Below are 20,643 nucleotides of genomic sequence, written 5' to 3'. Positions count from 1 at the left end.
GTGTGGGTTCCACCACAGCCTGTGAGGTCGGTGGTTGGTGAGGTGAGCGGATGCCTACCAGCCCGCGTACCGTCCCCGCCGTTCCGGCCGTCCTCGCCGGTGTCCTGCTGCTCGCCGCCTGTGGTTCCGAGAGCGCCGCGCCGGGCGGTGACGGACGGGTCCGTGCCGAGGCGTTGTGCCCGTCGGAGGTCGCGGAGTACGGCGGTGTGCCGTCGACGGGCGGGGCGTCGGCCGGTGGGGTGTCGGCCGGGGTGTCGGCCGGTGGGTCGTCCGACGGGGGCCGCCCCTCCGGTACGCCGACACCGCTTCCCCTGCCCTCGCCCGACGCGACGGCCGAGAGCGAGGTGAAGGTCACCGCGCTGTATGCCTGGGGGAACGACAGCGGCTGCGAGTCCGACTTCTCCGCCGACTTCGAGGTCACCAACAGGGGGACGAAGAAGGCCACTTACACCGTCACCCTCGGGTTCTTCTCCTCGTCCGGAAGCATCGTCGACCACGTCGAGCGGACCGTCGCGCCGGTCGCGCCGGGGCGGACCGTCGAAGGGATCGCCGGCCTCGGGCGGTCGCTCGGGGACACGCCCGATGTGTCGAACGTCAAGGTCGAGAAGGTGCGCAGCGTTCCCGCCGACGAGGCGCCGTCCGCCTCCGGCCCGTGCCCCGCCTCCGGGCTGCACGTCTACGCGGACCAGGGGGACGCCGCCATGGGCCTGCGCGTCGTCGGCCTGCATCTCGTCAACTGCGGCACCCGGCCCTACGAGCTCAACGGCTACCCGGAGCTCGAAATCCTCGATGAGGACCACGACGACGTCGACAGCGTGCGGATCCTCCACGGGACCGACCGGATCAGCACCGGCACCGGTGGCACGGGCAGCCCGCAGCGCGTCGTTCTGCGTCCGGGCGAGGCCGCGCAGGCGGCACTGGCATGGCGGAACACCACCCAGTTCGGCGAACCGGTGAACGCACCGTACCTCCGCGTGCGGGCCAAGCAGGGGGCACGCCCCGTGACGGTGGTGCCGGAACTGGACCTGGGGACGACGGGGAAGCTCGGCGTAGGGCCGTGGATGCGGGACGAGACGTACCGGGATCCTGCGGCGGCCGGCACGCCGCGTCCGTGATCGGCTTCCTCGTCGTCCTCGGGTGGGCGGTCGTGCTGTGTCTGCTCGCCCTTTCGCGTATCGCGCCCGGGATCAAGGTGCTCGTCCTCACCGCGCCTCCGGTGGCCGCGGTGGTGTGGCTCCTGGACGTGGTGCTCGAAGAGCGTGCCGTCGCGTTCGTGGTCGGTGCGGTGTTCCTCGTCGTACTGATCGCGTTGAACGGGCTCCTGGCCCATCCCCGCCTGCCGACCTGGACGAAGACGACCGTGTTCGGCACGGTTCCGGTGGCGGCGCCGGCCTGGCTGCTGGTCGTCACGGCGGACGACACCCTCAAGGACCCCGGCGAGGACCCGTGCTCCATGCACTACGGCGGCGTCGGCGTCTCCAAGGCGTTTCCCCCGCAGGCGTACTGCTCGTGCGGCAGTTCCGTATGGACACAGCGCCCTCCGGGTGAACCGCCATGGCGGGTACGCCCGTTGCGGCGTACCCGGAGAAGTTCGCGGCGGGCGGGATCGTCGCCGGAGCGAGGGGCGATTTTCAGTCAATTCATTCGCGGCTTTCACTCGCCCCTCGCTGACCCTTCACGGATCCCGCACAAGTGTTCCCCGTGCATGGCGCGGAAGTTGGACCCATGGGGACCCACAGGCCTCGTCCGGCGCGTTCGCGCCACCCGTCTCGGACCCTGAATTCGCCATTGTCCTGTCCCGTTCAGGTGCACGTATCGTGACCACCGCGCCCGGTGGATCCTGACCAGTTCCGCCATCGCGCACCTCAACCGGCGACCCGGGGGACGCCGTGGCCGATCCGTCCTTCGTACAGGCACCCCCTTCTGCCCACTTCCGCGATGAAGGGATGCTTCTGTGCGCCCCAGACGAGGGTTCCTCAGAGCCCGATCACAACCGTCCAGACTCCTCAGACCTGTCATCTCCTCGGCCGTGGCCGTGGCCGTGCTGAGCGGCCTGGCGGCCCAGCCCGACCTCCTGGACCGGTACGCGCGTGACGCCGCCGACGCGATCCCCGTGGCCGACAGCTACGACGGCTTCGACGCCAAGGGCGCCGAGCAGCTGCGGCAGGACCAGTGCCTGATGACCGACGCGCTGCGCGTGGGCGGCCCGGGCATGTTCACCACCGCCCAGGGCGCGCTCGACCAGACCCCGGACAAGCTGCACACGGCGGCGAACCGGGAGTACTGGACCGACACTCCGCTGGCCACGGCGTTCGAGCAGGACAAGGACGCCGCCGGCAAGGAGGGCGACGCGCTCTACGCGCGCCTCCAGGAGTGGAAGAAGCCGGTGTCGGGGCTTCCTACCCCGGGCGGCTTCAAGAGCGTGGCGGACTTCCGGGACCCGCCGGGGCTGCCCGGCAGCGACGAGAAGAGCTTCCACGACCAGACCGGCCTCTCGCAGTGGATCCATGACCAGTTCTGGAAGCAGGAGAGCGACCTCTACCAGGACCCGACTCCGAAGGCCGACGAGGCCACGGTCAAGGCCGTCAAGGACCTCGGCACCCCGCTCTACGGCACGTCACCGGACCCGTCGCTGCCCACGCCCGAGTGGTCCCAGGCATTCGCCGAGTATCAGGCGTGGGACGACCTGGTCGACGACGGCCTGGAGCCGACGGGCGCGGACAACGCGCGGCTCTTCCTGTCGTCGGGCGGGTTCCCGCGTACCGCCGCCGAGCCGGGAACCGTCGAATACCGGCTGGCCGTCGAGGACCTGAAAAGCCGGTTCGCGGCGTGCGCGTGGCGCGGTCCGGTCGACCCGAGCAAGGTGCTGGGCAAGCAGGTGGCCGCAGCGTCGTCGGAGTGGCAGCAGGAGATCTCCGGTCAGGCCGCGCAGCGCAACCAGATCCTGAACTCCAACCGTGACGCGGTGAAGGCGCTCGCGACGGGCTCGAAGACGCTCGGCGAGATGCTGGGCCAGTCCTGGATCGCCGACCATCTGACCCGCTGGCAGAACTACTGGTCCGCCGGCGGCCCCGGCTGGATCGGCGACAGCCCGATGGTCATCCACGCGAACGGCGCCTCCGGCAAATGCCTTGAGGTGGGCGGCGGGGCCAAGACCAACGGCTCGATCGTGCAGATCTACACCTGCAACGGCACCGCCGGGCAGAAGTGGCAGATCAGCGGCGACGCGCTGGTCAACGTCAACTCCGGCAAGTGCCTGGACGTGAAGAGCGCCGGCACCGCGAACGGCACGGGCGTGCAGATCTGGACCTGCAACCAGAGCGCCGCCCAGAAGTGGGAGTACGACACCCACGGCACCACCCGGCTGCTCAACACGGGCACCGGCAACTGCCTCGACCTCGCCACCTACGACAACAGCCGCGACGCCCGGATGTGGGACTGCAAGGGCACCACCCCGCAGAAGTTCGACATCGTGCCGTCCGGCCACCAGGGCACCGACAGTCTGGACTACCCGACGTCGGCCCAGTTCGCCAAGGCGAAGGCGGGTCTCGCGGCGGCCCAGGCCGCGTCGGCCAGGCACCTCACCACGCTCAAGGCGCAGGCGGCCGCGGCGAAGAAGGCGGCCACCGACTCGGACGCGGCGCAGCAGGCCGCGTACAAGATCGCCGATCAGGCGGGTGCCCCGCGGGGCCGGGGTCTGCTGGTCGGCCAGCAGAAGGCGCAGGTCACGAAGGCGTCCTCGGCCGCGCTCGACGCGTTGGTGAAGGCCGGTGAGACCGCCGACGCGGCCACCCGCGCCTCCGCCGCGGACAGCAGGACCATCGCCGCGCGCGCGGTGACGCAGACCGCGGCGTCGAAGGCGGCGTTCCGTACGGCCGCCGCGCAGTACGCGCGGGAGCAGGCGAAGGCCGCCGCTGACGCGGCCGCCGTACAGGCGCAGACGGCGAAGGCCGCCCGGGACCTGGCCAAGGCCAAGCTCGGTGAGACGCAGAAGGCGGAGGCGGACGCGAAGGCGGCGGCCGCCGACGCGCGCGCCCACCGGCTGAACGCGGAGAAGGAAGAGCAGACGGCGAAGGCGGAGAAGGAGACCGCCAGGCAGAAGCAGGCCGAGGCCGCCCAGCACCGGCAGAGCGCCGAGGGGTACGCGACCACGGCCAAGAACGCCAAGGACAAGGCGGAGGCCTCCGAGACGACCGCGCGTGAGCGTCGTCAGGACGCCGAGGCGGCCCGGGACAACGCGAAGGCCAAGCGGGACGACGCCTGGGACGCCGAGAGCAGGGCCGACACGGCGCGTGCGAAGGCGGACGCGAAGGCGGCGTACGCCGACGCGCACGACGCCGATGACCAGGCGACCGCGTCGCGGGCGGCGGCGGACGAGGCGGACAAGGCCGCCACGGAGGCCGAGTCGGCCGCGGTATCGGCCCGTGCCGAGGCGAACGCGGCGTCGCGGGCGGCGGCCGACGCCGACGCGGCGGCGACCCGTGCCGAGGCGGCGGCCAAGCGGGCCCGTTCGGAGTCGGACGCGGCGAACGCGGCCAAGCTGCGCGCGGACGCGGCGGTCCGTACGGCGACGGCCTCGGCGGCCGACGCCATCAAGGCCTCGCAGGTGGCGGCCGATGCGGCCCGTACGGCGGACCGACTCGCCGACGACGCCGAGAAGCACGCGGCCGAGGCGAAGGCACACGCGGATGTGGCCCGGGCCGAGGCCGGGAAGGCGGTCGCGGGTGCGGCGGAGGCCGTCGGTCACGCATACACGACCGCGCAGGCGGCGGAGGACGCCCGCAACTCCGCGCAGCAGGTCGCGACGCCGGCGAACGACGCGATCCAGCTGGGCTCGCCGTATGTCACGACCGACTCGGCGGCGGGACTGGCGGTCCTGACGGGCCAGTCGACGAAGACGATCGCCCAGCAGCAGGTGGCGGTCGCGGAGGCGCACGAGGCGAACGCGGCGAAGGTCGCGGCCCAGGCGCAGAGCACCGCGAACGCGGCCACGGGTGACGCGAAGGCGGCCCTGGTGCTGGCCGGCGAGGCCGCCGGATTCGCGGCCCAGGCCCGCAAGTCGGCCAAGGAGGCGATGGGGTACTCGGCCGAGGCGGCGACGTACGCGGCCGAGGCGCAGAAGTCACTGGCCCGCACCATCGAGTACGACCGCCAGGCCACCGAGGACGCGGCAGCGGCCGACCGGGCCGCAGGCCGGGCCGAAGGCTACGCCAAGGACGCCCGTGCCTCCGCCGACCAGGCGGCCCTGGACGCGGCAGCGGCCCACCAGGCGGCGTCCGAGGCCGAGCAGGCGGCGAAGGACGCCCGCGCGGCGGCCGACCGGGCGGACGCCGAGGCCACGCTCGCGGAGGAGGCGGCGAAGGACGCCCAGAAGTATGCGGACTCGGCGCAGCAGGCGGCGGACGAGTCCGAGCGCAAGGAGGCGAACCAGCAGGTCTCCGAGGGCGGCGGAACCGGTGTCGACGGTGTCTTCTACGTCGTGGACAAGTACACCGAGGCGGGTCCGGCCAAGCAGCTCAACAAGTGCGACTACGTGCCCCAGGGCTGCACGGTGACGTACGAGCTGAACCTGAACATCACGGTCAGCTACTACTACTGTGCGAACCCGGACGTCCCCGCCACCGACACCGGCTGCCCGAAGGCGGACTGGGTCTACCTCGACACGGAGACGCTCCCGAAGCAGAAGCAGGAGTGGACCCACCACTTCAGCTTCGGTGAGATCACCCGGATCGGCTGGCAGAACCTCTTCGGCGAGAAGGTCGGCGCGGTCCTGTACGAGATCGTGCTGGGTGACGTCGCCCGGTGCTACCACGGCGACAAGTCCAGCTGCGCCTGGGCCGCCACGCTCCTCATCCCGCCGACGAGGGCCGCGCAGCTCGCCGATGCGGTCAGGCTCGCCGGGCGGGTCGAACAGGCCGTCAAGACCGGTGAGAACGCCGCCCAGGTACTCGCGGATCTGAAGAAGATCTACGGGGAGAAGGGCGCCCTGGAGGTCGGCAAGGCCACCAGTGCGGCCGGCATGGGGCTGCGTATCGCGAACGCGGTGGCGGAACGGGCCAGGATCGCCCGTGGCACCCTCGACGCCAAGCTGGTGGACAAGCTCAAGGACGCCGGCGTGAAGTTCGACCGGGCGAACACGATCTGGGTCATCGAGTACGCCAAGCCCGGTGTGCCCGTCGCCTGGCTGGAGAAGGGCACCGTCAACGCGGGCCTGACCCACATCATGTTCCGGCACGCCGGAGAGTTCGCGAACGCGGGGATCCGGGTGGAGGACATCCCGGCCGTCGTGAAGACGGCCCTGACCCAGGGCACGAGGGTCGGCACCCAGGGCGCCGGCAGGCCCATCTTCGAGGTCACCTTCAACGGCAAGGTCCATCGCGTGGCCGTTAGCGTGGGCGACAACGGATACGTGATCGGAGCGAACATCGCATGACCCTCGAAGCACCCCGGCACCTGCTGGTGCAGGCGCGGGGCGAACCGTCTCCGCTGTACGAGGCGGAGGATCCGTGGGCCGTTGAGGACCTCGGCGCCTACACCCGTGACGTCCCGCTGGACGATGACCTGTCAGCTCTGCCGGCAGAGTTGGCGGACGCGCTGCGTTCCTGGTCGCTGTCCCGCCCGCCGGGTGGTTTCACCTCCCGTGCGGACCTGCGGGGGCACGTCAAGCAGGGGCTGGCCCTCGCCCAGCGGCTGGCCCGGCAGCTCGGTCCGTCGTGGTCGGTGCGCTACTGGGACGAGGGCCTCGGGACGGCGAAGTGGGTGTGCTGGGGCTGCGACCGCCTGCACTGGGAGCGCGACAGCCACGGCACACCCCCGCACCCGGTCGACATCACCGTCGAAGGCGAGTACCAGGTCGCTCCACTGCGCTCCGACGGGTTCGGGGACTTCGTCCCCGATGATCCGGCCGCCGCACTGGCCCTGTCCGACGGTCTCGTCGCCGATCTGTACACCTGGGCGAAGAGCATCGACGCGACGGTGAACCTGGACCTGCGGGACCGGGTGGACGGTAAGTACGACGGCGAATGGGAGCGGCTGTTCCACGAGGGCGCGGAGCTGGCGCGACGCGTCGCGCACGAGCTGGGCCCGGCCCGGAAGGTGACGTACAAGGGCGTGGCCCATGGCGGTCTGGCCGCGCTGACGTCGGTCACCTGGCAGGGGGACCAGCGGGTGTAGCCGCGTGAGGGACGGGGTCGCAGGACCCCGTCCCTTCGGCGCTCACGCGAGCTCCCGCGGTGCCGTGCTCGCCCGTTCCGTCATCCGCGGCGGCAGCAGCGTGGCCTCGGGTACGGTCGTGCCGCCGAGCTTCTTCATCAGCAGCTCCACCGCCCGGGTGCCCACCTCGGCGGAGGGCAGGGCGACCGAGGTGACCGGGACACGGATGTTCTCGGCGAGTTCGTCGGGGCAGATGGCGGTGACCGACAGATCGCCCGGCACCCGGAGCCCGAGTTCCTCGAAGGCGTCGATCAGCGGCTCCAGGACGGCCTCGTTGTGGACCACGACACCTGTCAACGCCGGTTGTTCGCGCAGCAGTTGCTCGGCGACCGTGCGGGCCGCCGCCGGTGTCGCCTCGCAGGGGTGCACGGCGGAGGAGAGCCGGTTGCGGTCCGCGGCGGCCGTGAAGCCCTGCACGACCCGCTGGGCGAAGGCCGTCTGCCGTACGTACACCTCGGGCGGCGAGCCCACCAGCGCCACCACCCGGTGTCCGAGCCGCGCCAGATGCTCCACGCAGGCCTCGGCCGCCGCCCTGAAGTCGAGGTCGATGCAGGTCAGTCCGGCGGAGTCGGCCGGGAAACCGATCATCACCGACGGGCGGTCCAGGTCCCGTAGGAGGGGCAGGCGGGGGTCGTGGAGCTGGACGTCCATCACGAGCAGCGCGTCCACCAGCGCCGAGTCCGCGACCCGCCGCAGCCCGTCCTCGCCCTCCTCCTGGGTCAGCAGCAGTACGTCATGGTCGTACCGTCGCGCCGTCGTCACCACCGACACCGCGAACCGCATCACCACCGGCACGTTGATCCCGGCCCGCAAGGGCACGACCAGGGCCAGCACGTTGGTCCGTCGGCCGGCCAGTGCGCGGGCGCCGACGTGCGGGCGGTAGCCGAGCAGGCGGGCGGACTCCTCGACGCGGCGCCGGGTCTCCTCGGAGATCGGGCGCTTGCCGCTCAGCGCGTACGACACCGTGCTGGGGGAGACCCCGGCGTGCCGGGCCACGTCAGTGATCTTCACCATCAGCCCAGCTCCACCGTCAGGAACCCGGTCCCCGCCTGCGCCCGTGCCTCGCGCTCCCCGGCGGCCAGACCCCAGGGTGCGGACGGGTCACCGCACGAGGCCCGCAGTGTGTCGCCCTCCCGTACGACCGTGAAGGCCACCTCCCCGACCCGCACCGTCACCCGCGCGCCCCGCCGCAGCCCGTACGCCCGCAGCGTGACCCCGTCGGCGTGGTCGTAGTCGGGCCGGTCGTCCACCGCGCCCACCGGGATCACCGCGCCCGGCCGCACCAGCAGCGGCACGCTGTCGAAGCCGTGCGTCTCGCGCACCCAGCGCGGGCCGGTCACCGTCTCCCCACTGAGGTAGTGGGTCCAGGTGCCCTCGGGGACGTAGTACGCCACGTCCCCCTCGTCGCTGAACACCGGCGCCACCAGCAGGTCCGGGCCGAGCATGTACTGCCGCTCCAGATGCGCGCACCCGGGATCGTCCGGGAACTCCAGCACCATCGCCCGCATCATCGGCACGCCCTCGGTGTGGGCGGTGCGGGCGGCCTCGTAGAGATAGGGCATCAGGCTCAGCTTGAGGCGGATGAACCGCCGGGCCACGTCCACGGATTCCTCGTCGAACTGCCACGGGACCCGGTACGACGACGACCCGTGCAGCCGACTGTGCGAGGACAGCAGGCCGAACGCCAGCCACCGCTTGAACAGCGCGGGGGTGGGGGTGCCCTCGAAGCCGCCGATGTCGTGGCTCCAGTACCCGAAGCCGGAGAGGCCCAGCGAGAGGCCGCCGCGCAGCGACTCCGCCATCGACTCGTACGTCGCCTCGCAGTCGCCGCCCCAGTGGACGGGGAACTTCTGGCTCCCCGCCGTCGCCGAACGGGCGAAGACCACCGCCTCCTCCTCGCCGCGGTGCTTGCGCAGGACGTCGAAGACGGTGCGGTTGTAGAGGTACGTGTAGTAGTTGTGCATCCGCTCCGGGTCGGAGCCGTCGGACCAGGCCACGTCGAGCGGCACCCGCTCGCCGAAGTCCGTCTTGAAGCAGTCGACGCCCTGTGCGAGGAGCGCCTCCAGCTTGGCCGCGTACCAGTCGCGGGCCGCCGGGGAGGTGAAGTCGACCAGCGCCATGCCGGGCTGCCACAGGTCCCACTGCCAGACGCTGCCGTCCGGCCGCTTCAGCAGGTGCCCGAGCGCCTTGCCCTCCGCGAACAGCGGGGAGCGCTGGGCTATGTACGGGTTGATCCAGACGCAGACCCGCAGGCCCTTCGCCTTCAGCCGGGCCAGCATCCCCTCCGGGTCGGGGAACACGCGCGGGTCCCACTGGAAGTCGCACCAGTTGAACTCGCGCATCCAGAAGCAGTCGAAGTGGAAGACGGAGAGGGGAAGTTCGCGCTCCCGCATACCGTCCACGAAGGACGTCACCGTCTCCTCGTCGTACGACGTCGTGAAGGACGTCGACAGCCACAGGCCGAAGGACCAGGCGGGCGGCAGCGCCGGGCGGCCGGTCAGCGCCGTGTACTTGCGGAGGATGTCCTTCGGGGTCGGACCGTAGATGACGTAGTACGTCAGCTCCTGTGTCTCCGCGCTGAACTGCGCCCGGGAGACGACCTCCGAGGCGACCTCGAAGGAGACCTTGCCCGGGTGGTCGACGAAGACGCCGTAGCCCGCGTCCGTCAGGTAGAAGGGGACGTTCTTGTACGCCTGCTCGCTGCAGGTGCCGCCGTCGGCCTGCCAGACGTCGACGACCTGCCCGTTCTTGACCAGCGGCCCGAAGCGTTCGCCGAGGCCGTAGACGGACGTGCCGACACCGAGGTTCAGCTGTTCGCGCAGGTAGTGCGCGCCGGTCGCGTCCCGCATGATGCCCATGCTCTTGGGGCCGCTGGAGGTGAGCGTGCGGCCGCCGGCGAGGAACTCGACCTGCCAGGAGCCGGTGCGGGCGACCCGGACCGACAGGGCGCCGGAGGTGAGGGTCGCGTGCTCCTCGTCGTACGAGATCTGCGGTGCGGTCCCGTCGGACTCGGTGAGCTCGAACTCGGGGCCGCGGGGCTGCTCGCCCGCGAAGTGGGTGAGGGTGAGGCCGATGACGTCGGGCATCGGGGTGTGGGCGTTGATCGTCATGACCGGTCCCGTCATCAGGTCGCCGCGTGTGCGGATGGGCCGGGTCGGCGCGTGGATCTCCAGTGCGCCGTCCGACTCCGTGACGTCGAGGACCTCGGCCGGGTGGGCCGCGGTGACGCCCTCGCGCAGCAGCCAGTAGCCGTCGGTGAACTTCATGTGGGGGTCCTTACTTGACTGCGCCTGCGTCTACGGTGATGCCCCGCTGCGTTCGTCGAGCCGTTTCGTCCAACCAGTTCGTCCGACCGGTTCATCGAATCGTTTCGACGGATAGTGTCGAAGCGCTTCGATTGCTCGTTGTCGAAGGTATGTGTGGGCTGAGGGTGCGTCAATGGCCCCGGCGGGAATGGGGCAACCATGACGATGACGACGACGGCCGCCAGGGCGCCGATCGTGGCGGGGAGTCCTTTGCTCGGCTCGATGAGCGACCTGCTGAACGATCCCCTCGCCGCCTACTTGCGAGCCCGCCGCGACCATGGCGACGTGGTGCGCTTCCGCGCCGGGCCGCCGGGGCTGCGGTCCGACATCTACGTGGTGTTCTCCGCCGAGGGCGCCCAGCAGGTGCTGGCGACACAGGCCGCCAACTTCCGCAAGGACAACGTCTTCTACGAGGAGCTGCGCCAGTCGGTCGGCAACGGGCTGCTCACCAGCCAGGACGACACGTACCTGCGCCAGCGCAGGCTCGTACAGCCGCTGTTCACCCGGCGCCGGGTGAACGGATACGCGCAGCAGGTCGCCGAGGAGGCGGTCGCGCTGGCCGCCGAGTGGCGCGCGGTGCCGGGCGGGACCGTGGAACTGGTGGGTGAGATGCACCGGTTCGCGCTGCATGTCGTCGGCCGGATCCTGTTCGGGACGGACGTGAAGAAGGCGTTCGAGGTGATCGAGCGCACCCTGCCGCCGCTCCAGGAGTACTCGCTCAAGCGCGGCTTCTCGCCGCTCAAGGCACCCCGCACCTGGCCCACCCCCGCCAACCGCCGCGCCGCACGCCTCCAGTCGGAGCTGCGCGCGCTGTGCGACGGCATCATCGACAGCCGCCGGGACCGGGACGACCGCGACGACCTGGTCACCCTCCTGGTGCACGCCGAGAACGCCGAGGACGGCAGCCTCGACGCCGACGAACTCCGCGAGCAGGTCCTGATCTTCCTGCTGGCCGGCCACGAGACGACCGCCACCGCGCTCGCCTTCGCCCTGCACCTCCTCGCCCGCCACCCCGAGGAACAGCGGAGGGTGCGGGACGAGGTGGACGGGGTGCTCGGCGGCCCCGGCGGACGGGCGCCCACGGCCGAGGACATGGAGGAGCTGCCGTATCTGACGATGGTGCTGAAGGAGGCGATGCGGCTGTATCCCTCCGCACCCGTGATCGGCCGCCGCTCGGTCGCCGACGCGGAGGTGGACGGCGTACTGATCCCGGCCGGTGCCGACCTCCTGGTCAGCCCCTGGGTCACCCAGCGCCACCCCGCCTACTGGCCGGACCCGGACCGCTTCGACCCCACCCGCTTCACGCCGGAGGCGGAGGCGGGGCGTCCGCGCTATGCCTGGTTCCCCTTCGGGGGCGGGCCGCGGGCCTGCATAGGGCAGCACCTGTCGATGCTGGAGTCGGTGCTCGGGCTGGCGGTGCTGTTGCGGGAGTTCGAGGTCGAGGACGCGGAGGTGGGGGAGGTGCCGGTCGGCGCGGGGATCACGCTGATGGCCAAAGGGCCGGCTCGTGCGCGGGTCGCTCCGCGGGGTTAGGCGGTCGGGGGGTGCCGCGGTGGGTCGTTGGTTGTCTGCGGCGCCGTCGGGGCTGGTCGCGCCCGCGCGGCGGAGCCGCATATCGATTCAGTCCCGCGCCCCTAGGGGCGTTGCTGCGAGGGCGACTAGCAGTGCGGCGGCCGCTGCCGTGATCGGTACTCCGTACCCCGCCGTCGGCGAGAGGTGCTCCACCGTCCAGCCTCCGATCGCGCTGCCGGCCGCGATGCCGCCGAGAAGGGCGGTCACCGCCAGCGTCATGCCCTCGTTGAGGCGGCCCTCCGGGGTGCGGTGCTGGACCAGGGCCATGTTGGTGATCATGGTCGGGGCCGTGGCCATGCCGGCGATCAGCAGGGCGGCGGACAGCAGGAGGAGCGAGCCGGTGAGGGATGCGGCGAGCAGGGGCAGGGTCAGCAGCGTGGTCATCGCGGCTATGCACCAGGGGTAGCGGTGCTCGGGGGGACCGGAGAGCCTGAGGCGGCCGAACCACAGGCCCGCCGCGCAGGACCCGGCCGCCTGGAGCGCGAGCACCGCACCCGCCGCCGTGCGGTGGCCCTGCGCGTCCGCGAACGCGATCGTGACGACCTCCGTCGCGCCGAACACCGCGCCCATGGCGAGGCAGACGGCCATCAGTGAGGGCATGCCGGGGGCGCGGAGCGGCGACCGCGCCGGCCCGTCGGCCGTACGGCCCCGAGGCGGCGGCTCGGTCGACCGCTGGGACGCGAAGAGCAGCACGCCCGTCACCAGGAGCACCACCCCGACCAGCGTCCCCGCTTCCGGGAAGAACGTCCCGCACAGGAACGCCGCCAGCACCGGGCCCAGCATGAAGCACAGCTCGTCGGCGGCCTGTTCGAAGGAGTTCGCGGTGTGCAGGGACTCGGCGTCGCCCTTCAGCAGATGGGCCCAGCGGGCGCGGGACATGCCTCCGGTGTTGGGGGTGGTCGCGGTGGCGGCGTACGCGGCGAAGAGGGTCCAGGCGGGGGCGTCGTAGCGCACGCACAGCAGCAGCGCGAGGCTGCCCAGCGCCGCGAGGAGCGTGGCCGGCACCGCGACCCGCGCCTGGCCGTACCGGTCGACGAGCCGCGCGGTCCAGGGCGCGACCAGCGCGGTCGCCGCGAGGCCGGTCGCGGTGACGGCGCCGGCGAGGGCGTACGACCCCCGCGAACCGGCGATCATCACGACCGCGCTCACGCTGAACATGCCCATGGGCAGGCGGGCGATCAGGTTCCCGACGGTGAAGGCGCGGGCGCCGGGGCGGGCGAAGAGCCGGCGGTACGGGCCGGGCGGGCGGCGCCCCTCGCGTCCCTCGCTCCTCGTCCGAGGGTTGAAGTCGACGGCCACGAGGGAGTCGGCGGTGACGGTGAGCAGAGGAGATGCCGGGGGTCTCGCGGCTCTCGTGGTTCTCAGGGCTTTCTCGTACGGCTGTTGCGGCATGGGTCCACCGTCGCCCGCGGTGGATCAAGGGGTCCAACACCTGCTCGGCGCGGATTCACGCACTCGCGTTGTAAGTTCGCCGCATGCCCGCTTCCGCTCCCGCGCACCTCGACCCCCGCCTCCTGCGCGCCTTCCTCGCCGTGGCCCAGGAACTGCACTTCACGCGGGCCGCGGCGCGGCTGTACGTCGCCCAGCAGGCGCTCAGCCGGGACGTACGGCGGCTGGAGCGGGAGCTGGGCGCCGAGCTGTTCGTACGGACGACCCGGCAGGTCACGCTGACGGCCGACGGCGAGCGGCTGGTGCCGTACGCCCGCCGCGCCCTCCAGGCCCAGGACGACCTGCTCGCCGCCTTCGGGCAGGCCCGCCCCCTGCTGGTGGACCTGAACTCGCCGGGCATGGCCACCGGTCGCAGGATCCTGCACCGGGCCCGCGAACTCGCCCCCGAGCACGAGTTGATGGCCCGCTACGAGAGCGGTCTGTCGGGTGCGGCCGGCGAGCTGGTCGCGGGGCGGCTGGACGCGTCCTTCGGACGGTTCGCGGGACTGGATCCGGCGCTGCGGGCGGGCCTCGACCATCAGCCGGTGCGCTACGAGCCGATGGCGATCCTGCTGCCCGAGGGCCATCCGCTGGCGGATCTGGACCAGGTGCCGCTGGCCGCGCTGGCCGGCGAGACCGTGTACGCCGGTGCCGGCAACCCCCGCACCCCGGAGTGGACCGACCTCGCGCACCGGCTGTTCGACGGACGCGGCATCGAGGTCGCCGCGCCCGCGCCGCTCGCCGTCGGCGCCGAGGAGTTTCAGCGGATCATGGCCAAGACACGGACCCCCGTGCTCGCCGTCGTCGAATTTCCGGCCATGCCCGGGGCGGTGCTGCGCCCGTTGACCGACCCCGTGCCCCTGTCACCGGTTTCACTGGTGTGGCGAAAGGGCCTGGTGCACCCCGCATTCGACGCCCTTCGACGGGCGGCGGCGCAGGTCGCGGCCGAGGAGGGGTGGCTGCGGCGGCCTGCCGGGGGATGGATTCCAGCCATCGATTTGGACACGATGAACGTCCGCAACTGACACTCGGCAAACACAAAACCTCCGCGTGCGCTACATTCTTGGCCTGAGCACGTTGTGGTAATGGGGGGCGCTCGGCCGGGTGGGGGCTCGGTACGGCGACGGGTGCTCAGTGTCGCGCGCGCACCCAGAACGGTCCCGTGGGGGGATGTGCGTGCGCGTGAAGAAGTGGCGAGAAGACGCCCAACCGGAGTGGCCCGAGGCCGCATCGGGGTCCAGGGGCGGTTCTTCCCCGGCGGGCTCGAAGGGCGACACCCAGGCCTTCCCGGCGACCGGGGAGACCGAGGTCCCTGATGGGGGCCGTCGTACCCGTTCTGAGACGGGGACAGGACAGACGGAGAGACTCCGCGGTGGCGGGCGTGCCTCCTCGGACGCCCGTGCCTCGTCGGACGCCGACGAGACCGCGGTGCTTCCGGCGGTCGGGAGGATAGCGGACGAGGGTCGTTCGACCATGAAGTCGGACGGCTGGTCGGCCTTCGAGCGGCCGTCGGCCTCCAGAAGGAACGACCCGTCCCCGGCGCCCAGGACCGCCGCCTTCCCCGCTGCCGCTGAGACGACGCGTACCCCCGTGGTCCGTGACCCGTGGGCGGAGGCCGAGGAACCGGAGCAGACCGCGCACGCCGAGGCGCGCCCCGACGCCGGCGCCACCCACGATCCGCACGAGGTCACCATCCAGCTCGACGGCGTCGGCCTGCAGCTGGACAACATGCTGCGCGCGGCCAAGGACGGCCCGGGCGGCGGCGAAAGCTCCGACGGGCCGGTGTTCGTCGACGAGTCGGGCCGCCGCAGCCGCCTCTACCGCCGTATCGGCATGGCCGTGGGCCTCGCCTGCGCGGTCTACGCCGTGGTCATCGTCGCCACCCTGCTGTCCGGCACCTCCGACGCGCCCTGGCTGCCGGTGGAGCGCCCCAAGGAGCAGCCAGCCGGCCAGGTCGACACCCCGCCGCTGCCCGCGGAGTCGGCACCGCAGCCCTCCGGCACCGGCAGCGTCTCCCCGGGCACCTCCCCGACGGCCAGTACGGACACGACCGTGTCCCCGGGCGCCGACGCCACATCGCCCGGCGCGTCCACCAGCGCCGACCCCGACGCGTCCGCCGACCCGAAGCCGACCCCCACCAAGACCACCAGCAACCCGGGCACGAACCCCACCCCGGACCCCGAGCCGACCACCGAGCCCACCGTCCCCGACCCCGACCCGAGCCCGACGGACGGCGGCGGCCCCACCGAGGAGCCGACCGATCCCGCGACCACCGGCGAACCCGCCACCGGGACGGTCGCGAACGGCCCGAGCGACCCCAGCCCCATCGCGCAGGAGCCGGACATCTCCGCTCCCGCACCCGCCGCCCCGTCCCCGGAGTACACCCTCTGATGGCATCCCGCACTCGCCGTCACGGGCCCGCGAAGGGAGCCCCCGACGGCTCCCGGCGCCGCCGCGTGCCCATGCGCCTGCTTCTCCCCTCGCTCGTCCTCGTCGCGCTGATGGCGATGCTGATGCTGCGCGGCTACGTCCACAGCGAGATCCTCGCCGACTACCGCGTACGGCCCGCCGCGGCCAACGACAAGGTGCCGCAGGAGATCCTCAAGGGCGGCCCCGTCATCGACACCCGGGACGGCAGCGCGAGCACGCTGCGGGTGCCGGACAACAGCGTCGTCCTCACCTTCGACGACGGCCCCGACCCCGAGTGGACGCCGAAGGTGCTGGACGCCCTGAAGCGGAACGAAGCGCACGCGGTCTTCTTCATCACCGGCACGATGGCCTCCCGCTACCCGGACCTCGTGCAGCGCATGGTGGACGAGGGGCACGAGATCGGCCTGCACACCTTCAACCACCCCGACCTGTCCTACCAGTCCAAGAAGCGCATCGACTGGGAGCTGTCCCAGAACCAGCTCGCGCTCGCGGGCGCGGTCGGCATCCGCAGCTCCCTGTTCCGGCCGCCGTACTCGTCGAAGTCCGTGAACATGGACAACAACTCCTGGCCGGTGACCGAGTACATCGGCAGCCGCGGCTACATCACCATCGTCAACGACACCGACAGCGAGGACTGGCGCAAGCCGGGCGTCGACCAGATCATCCGCAACTCCACGCCCAAGCCCGGCCAGGGCGCGATCGTCCTGATGCACGACTCCGGCGGCGACCGGCATCAGACGGTCCAGGCGCTGGACAAGCTCATCCCCCAGCTCAAGGGCAAGGGCTACGAGTTCCAGAACCTCACCGAGGCCCTGAGCGCGCCCAGCGCGCACACCGAGGTCACCGGTCTGGAGCTGTGGAAGGGCAAGGCCTGGGTCTTCCTGGTCGACGCCTCCGACAACATCACCGCGATCCTGGTCGTCGGCCTCGCCGCCATCGGCTCCCTCGTCATCGGCCGCTTCGGCCTGATGCTGCTGCTCTCCGCCATCCACGCCCGCCGCACCCGTCGCCGGGACTTCGTCTGGGGCCCGAACGCGCCGGTCACCGAACCGGCGTCGGTGCTGGTCCCGGCGTACAACGAGGCCAAGTGCATCGAGAGCACCGTGCGGTCCCTGATGCGCAGCGAGTACCCCATCGAGATCATCGTCATCGACGACGGCTCCAGCGACGGCACGGCCCGGATCGTCGAGGGGCTGGGACTGCCGAACGTCCGCGTCATCCGCCAGCTCAACGCGGGCAAGCCCGCGGCGCTCAACCGCGGCCTGGCGAACGCCCGTTACGACCTGATCGTGATGATGGACGGCGACACGGTCTTCGAACCGTCCACCGTCCGCGAACTCGTCCAGCCCTTCGCCGACCCGCGCGTCGGCGCGGTCGCGGGCAACGCCAAGGTCGGCAACAAGGACACCCTCATCGGCGCCTGGCAGCACATCGAGTACGTGATGGGCTTCAACCTGGACCGCCGTATGTACGACGTCCTGCAGTGCATGCCGACGATCCCGGGCGCGGTCGGCGCCTTCCGCCGCTCCGCCCTGGAACGGGTCGGCGGCATGAGCGACGACACCCTCGCCGAGGACACCGACATCACGATGGCGATCCACCGCGACGGCTGGCGCGTGGTCTACGCCGAGAAGGCCCGGGCCTGGACCGAGGCGCCGGAGTCCGTCCAGCAGCTGTGGTCGCAGCGCTACCGGTGGTCGTACGGCACCATGCAGGCGATCTGGAAGCACCGGCGCGCCCTGGTGGACCGGGGGCCGTCGGGTCGTTTCGGCCGGGTCGGCCTGCCTCTCGTCTCCCTCTTCATGGTCCTGGCCCCGCTCCTGGCCCCGCTGATCGACGTGTTCCTCATCTACGGCCTGGTCTTCGGGCCCACGGAGAAGACGATCCTGGCCTGGTTCGGCGTCCTCGCCATCCAGGCGGCCTGCGCGGCCTACGCGTTCGTCCTGGACCGCGAGCGCCTCACCCCGCTCATCTCGCTCCCGCTCCAGCAGATCCTCTACCGCCAGCTCATGTACGTCGTCCTGCTCCAGTCCTGGATCACGGCCCTCACCGGCGGCCGCCTGCGCTGGCAGAAGCTGCGGCGCAAGGGCGGGGTGTCCGCACCGCCGACCGTGCCGACGCAGCGCCGGCAGGTCATGGACGAGAGGCCGGTCCGATGAACCCTCCCTCCTACGACCCTTCGCTCTACGGTCCTTCGATGACGACGGGGGCGACGACCGGCGCCGCGGCCGGGACGGCAGCAGGAGCGGTGCCGACAGCGGACCCGGTCCTGCACGCGACCGCACCCGCGCCCACCCCGCCGGCCGACCCGGCGAAGCCCGAGCAGGCCGCCCGGCCGGCCCCGGCCCGCGACCGCTACTTCGACCTGCTGCGCGCCCTCGCCCTCTTCCGCGTGGTCCTCTACCACCTGACGGGCTGGGCCTGGCTCCCGCTGGTCTTCCCCTCCATGGGCGTGATGTTCGCCCTCGCCGGCAACCTCATGGCCCGCTCCCTGAAGCGCCCGCCCGTGCAGGTCATCCGGGGCCGCATACGCCGCCTCCTGCCCCCGCTGTGGCTGCTGGGCGTGGTCGGGGTCACCGGCATGGTGATCCAGGGCTGGGGTCCGGACGCCGACGGCCACCCCGGCTGGTGGTGGATCCACCTGGCCTACTGGATCGTCCCGCTCAGTGACCCGCCGTACGCCGAGGGCCTGCCCGGCATCCACGGCTTCCTCGGCGAGAACTGGGCCGTCGACCTCGCGGGACCGCTCTGGTACATCCGCGCCTACCTCTGGTACGTCCTGCTCTCGCCGTTCCTGCTGAAGGCGCTGCGCGCGATGCCGCTGGTGACGCTCCTGGCGCCGCTCGCGCTGTCGGCGGCGTTCAACTTCGGCTACCTCACCCTCCCCGGCGAGCGCATCCCGTCCGCGCTCACCGACTTCAGCACCTTCGGCGCCTGCTGGATCCTCGGCATGGCGCACCAGGAGGGCATCCTGCGCCGCATCCCGCGCTACGTCGTCCCCTCCGTGGCCCCGATCTTCGCCGCGGTCGGCCTCTGGTACGCCCTGAACCACGACTTCGGCGAGGGCAACGACCTCGACAGCATGCCCATGGCCCAGGCCCTCTGGTCCTTCGGCACGGTCATGTTGCTGCTGCACCTCAGCCCCTCCTGGTCGGAGTGGCCGCGCCGCCTGCGCCGCTGGGACCGCGTGATCACCCTGCTCAACTCCCGTGCGGTGACGATCTACCTGTGGCACAACACCTGCATCCTCATCGCCGCGACGATGTGGGACCAGCTGTGGGGCATCGACGTGATGTGGATGCACTTCTCCTGGCTGCTGGAGAGCCCGTGGCCGGTACTGGCCTTCACCTGGGTGCTCATCGGCAGCTGCATCGTGTGGTTCGGGTGGGCGGAGGACCTGGCGGCGAAGAGGCGGCCGCAGGTGTGGCCGGACGGGTCGAAGAAGGGGGCCAAGAAGGGCGCGAAGAGGGGGACGAGGCAGCAGACGGGCCGTAGGGCACGGCGGTCCAGGGGCTGAACCACCAAGATCCTGTGAACCCCGCCGACCGAGGTTCCGCACTGTCAGACCCGCGTGTGACACTGACCGGGTTGCGCAAGTGAACGGGGTGGCCCGAGGGGCCGAGCGGCCCGGCGGTCGGTGGGGAGCGGACGGCGATGAGCAAGCGGCAAGTGCAGAAGATGCTGCGGTTGATGGCGAGCGGGGAGCCCGTCGAGCTCACCAGCCCCTTGGCCTCCGTGAAGAAGCTCGCCAGGCTGGCCTTCATCGCCCAGCAGTTCGGGTACGAGTACGTGGACGTACGGCAGAGCGCCGGGCGCAACAACGCGCTCGTCATGCTGATCGCGCCCGACCCCAGCCCCCAGGCCCGCGCCCGCGCCGGCCAGAACTGGGCGCAGTACCCGAACGCGAGCGACGGGGTGTCCGTACCGCCCCTCGTGCCCGACGCCTTCGAGCTCCTCAAGGCCCGTATCAACTTCGACCTCACCGGTAAGAGCGCCGAGAAGCGGATGGGCTACGCGGCCATCGGCCTCACCGTCGGCGCCGGGGTCCTCGGAGTGCGGCTCGGTGCGGACGCCGCCGCCTGGATCACCGCGTTCATCGTGTGGGTGATCTTCATGGCGATCATCGGCATCGGCTTCGCCGTCAACCGCAAGCGCAACGCCAAGTTCGCGGCCAGGCTGCAGGCCGCCGGGTTCGCGCCGATCACCGACGAGACCGGGCGGGTGCGCTATCTGCCGCCCGGCGGACAGCTGCCGGGGCACGGCAACCCGTTCGCGGCCGGGCCCTACGGCAACCAGGCCCCCGCCCCGGGCACGCCGGGCGGTTACGGGCAGCAGGCGCCCGGGCCGTACGGCCAGCCCGCGGCGCCGGGCGGGTACCCTGCTCAGCCTGCCGCGCCGGGTGCGTATCCCGCGCAGCCCGCCGCGCCCGGCCCGTACAGCAACCAGCCCGCCCCGGGTCCCTACGGCGCTCCCCAGCCCCAGGGCCCGTACGGCACACCGCAGCAGCCGCAGCCGCAGCCGCAGCCCCAGCCGCCGTACAGCCAGCCGCAAGCGCAGCCGCCGTACGGCCAGCCCCAGCCCTACCCCCAACAGCAGAGCCCCCAGCCGCCTCAGCCGCCCCACCCGCAGCAGAACCCCCACTGGCAACCCCCGCAGCGCTGACCGGGCGGCGTTTCCTTCGCCCCCTATACCCTCT

The 20,643-nt window shown here is 71.8% G+C and carries 13 protein-coding genes; 10 read left to right on the top strand and 3 right to left on the bottom strand.

Features of this window, described 5'->3' with window-relative positions; all coding sequences use genetic code 11:
- Nucleotides 1–50: 50 nt before the first annotated feature.
- From ABD932_RS29715 to ABD932_RS29700, 4 genes are all read left to right on the top strand, one after another.
- The gene (locus ABD932_RS29715) at nt 51–1,115 is read left to right on the top strand and encodes a DUF4232 domain-containing protein (protein WP_345017223.1); all 1,065 of its coding nucleotides are present in this window, start codon (nt 51–53) and stop codon (nt 1,113–1,115) included.
- Nucleotides 1,112–1,780: a hypothetical protein gene (locus ABD932_RS29710; RefSeq protein WP_345017221.1), complete on the top strand. Its 669-nt coding sequence runs from the start codon at nt 1,112–1,114 to the stop codon at nt 1,778–1,780. Before ABD932_RS29715 ends, ABD932_RS29710 begins: the two co-directional genes overlap by 4 nt.
- Before the next feature lie 249 nt (nt 1,781–2,029).
- The gene (locus ABD932_RS29705) at nt 2,030–6,433 is read left to right on the top strand and encodes an RICIN domain-containing protein (protein WP_345017219.1); all 4,404 of its coding nucleotides are present in this window, start codon (nt 2,030–2,032) and stop codon (nt 6,431–6,433) included.
- Nucleotides 6,430–7,173 carry a hypothetical protein gene (locus ABD932_RS29700; protein WP_345017217.1) on the top strand — a complete coding sequence of 248 codons (744 nt, stop codon included), beginning with the start codon at nt 6,430–6,432 and terminating at the stop codon, nt 7,171–7,173. Before ABD932_RS29705 ends, ABD932_RS29700 begins: the two co-directional genes overlap by 4 nt.
- A 42-nt stretch (nt 7,174–7,215) precedes the next feature.
- Here the strand turns inward: ABD932_RS29700 and ABD932_RS29695 are convergent, their stop codons facing one another.
- Complete coding sequence (locus tag ABD932_RS29695; RefSeq protein WP_345017215.1) at nt 7,216–8,226, bottom strand: LacI family DNA-binding transcriptional regulator; 1,011 nt, start codon at nt 8,224–8,226, stop codon at nt 7,216–7,218.
- On the bottom strand, nt 8,226–10,478 hold the full coding sequence (gene yicI, locus ABD932_RS29690; RefSeq protein ID WP_345017213.1) for an alpha-xylosidase: 2,253 nt from the start codon (nt 10,476–10,478) through the stop codon (nt 8,226–8,228). The genes ABD932_RS29695 and yicI overlap by 1 nt, the downstream gene beginning before the upstream one ends.
- A 198-nt stretch (nt 10,479–10,676) precedes the next feature.
- Between yicI and ABD932_RS29685 the strand changes: the two genes are divergently transcribed.
- A complete protein-coding gene (locus ABD932_RS29685) occupies nt 10,677–12,050 on the top strand; it encodes a cytochrome P450 (RefSeq protein ID WP_345017211.1) in 1,374 nt (457 codons plus the stop codon).
- An 87-nt stretch (nt 12,051–12,137) separates the two neighbouring features.
- Here ABD932_RS29685 and ABD932_RS29680 read toward each other — a convergent pair whose 3' ends face one another.
- Nucleotides 12,138–13,481 (bottom strand): MFS transporter, encoded by a 1,344-nt coding sequence (locus ABD932_RS29680; protein WP_345017209.1) that lies wholly within the window; start codon nt 13,479–13,481, stop codon nt 12,138–12,140.
- Between the two features lie 83 nt (nt 13,482–13,564).
- Here ABD932_RS29680 and ABD932_RS29675 point away from each other — a divergent pair, with 83 nt between their 5' ends.
- The 5 genes from ABD932_RS29675 to ABD932_RS29655 all read left to right on the top strand — a co-directional run bounded on the left by ABD932_RS29675 (nt 13,565) and on the right by ABD932_RS29655 (nt 20,609).
- Entirely contained in the window at nt 13,565–14,542 is a 978-nt protein-coding gene (locus ABD932_RS29675) for a LysR family transcriptional regulator (RefSeq protein WP_345017207.1), read from the top strand.
- A gap of 448 nt (nt 14,543–14,990) precedes the next feature.
- Complete coding sequence (locus ABD932_RS29670) at nt 14,991–15,908, top strand: hypothetical protein (RefSeq protein WP_345017205.1); 918 nt, start codon at nt 14,991–14,993, stop codon at nt 15,906–15,908.
- Nucleotides 15,908–18,106 carry a bifunctional polysaccharide deacetylase/glycosyltransferase family 2 protein gene (locus ABD932_RS29665; RefSeq protein WP_345017203.1) on the top strand — a complete coding sequence of 733 codons (2,199 nt, stop codon included), beginning with the start codon at nt 15,908–15,910 and terminating at the stop codon, nt 18,104–18,106. The genes ABD932_RS29670 and ABD932_RS29665 overlap by 1 nt, the downstream gene beginning before the upstream one ends.
- A 38-nt stretch (nt 18,107–18,144) precedes the next feature.
- Entirely contained in the window at nt 18,145–19,464 is a 1,320-nt protein-coding gene (locus tag ABD932_RS29660) for an acyltransferase family protein (protein WP_345017201.1), read from the top strand.
- Between the two features lie 137 nt (nt 19,465–19,601).
- Nucleotides 19,602–20,609 (top strand): hypothetical protein, encoded by a 1,008-nt coding sequence (locus ABD932_RS29655; protein WP_345017198.1) that lies wholly within the window; start codon nt 19,602–19,604, stop codon nt 20,607–20,609.
- Nucleotides 20,610–20,643: the final 34 nt, after the last annotated feature.

It is taken from the genome of Streptomyces shaanxiensis (assembly GCF_039537145.1).
GTDB lineage: Bacteria > Actinomycetota > Actinomycetes > Streptomycetales > Streptomycetaceae > Streptomyces > Streptomyces shaanxiensis.
This window is presented reverse-complemented; position numbering and strand designations above follow the sequence as displayed.

Coding starts and splice junctions, on each gene's coding strand:
- ABD932_RS29715 (WP_345017223.1), top strand. CDS start 51: ATGCCTACCAGCCCGCGTACCGTCCCCGCCGTTCCGGCCGTCCTCGCC.
- ABD932_RS29700 (WP_345017217.1), top strand. CDS start 6,430: ATGACCCTCGAAGCACCCCGGCACCTGCTGGTGCAGGCGCGGGGCGAA.
- ABD932_RS29695 (WP_345017215.1), bottom strand. CDS start 8,226: ATGGTGAAGATCACTGACGTGGCCCGGCACGCCGGGGTCTCCCCCAGC.
- yicI (WP_345017213.1), bottom strand. CDS start 10,478: ATGAAGTTCACCGACGGCTACTGGCTGCTGCGCGAGGGCGTCACCGCG.
- ABD932_RS29685 (WP_345017211.1), top strand. CDS start 10,677: ATGACGATGACGACGACGGCCGCCAGGGCGCCGATCGTGGCGGGGAGT.
- ABD932_RS29680 (WP_345017209.1), bottom strand. CDS start 13,481: ATGCCGCAACAGCCGTACGAGAAAGCCCTGAGAACCACGAGAGCCGCG.
- ABD932_RS29675 (WP_345017207.1), top strand. CDS start 13,565: ATGCCCGCTTCCGCTCCCGCGCACCTCGACCCCCGCCTCCTGCGCGCC.
- ABD932_RS29670 (WP_345017205.1), top strand. CDS start 14,991: ATGAAGTCGGACGGCTGGTCGGCCTTCGAGCGGCCGTCGGCCTCCAGA.
- ABD932_RS29665 (WP_345017203.1), top strand. CDS start 15,908: ATGGCATCCCGCACTCGCCGTCACGGGCCCGCGAAGGGAGCCCCCGAC.
- ABD932_RS29660 (WP_345017201.1), top strand. CDS start 18,145: ATGACGACGGGGGCGACGACCGGCGCCGCGGCCGGGACGGCAGCAGGA.
- ABD932_RS29655 (WP_345017198.1), top strand. CDS start 19,602: ATGAGCAAGCGGCAAGTGCAGAAGATGCTGCGGTTGATGGCGAGCGGG.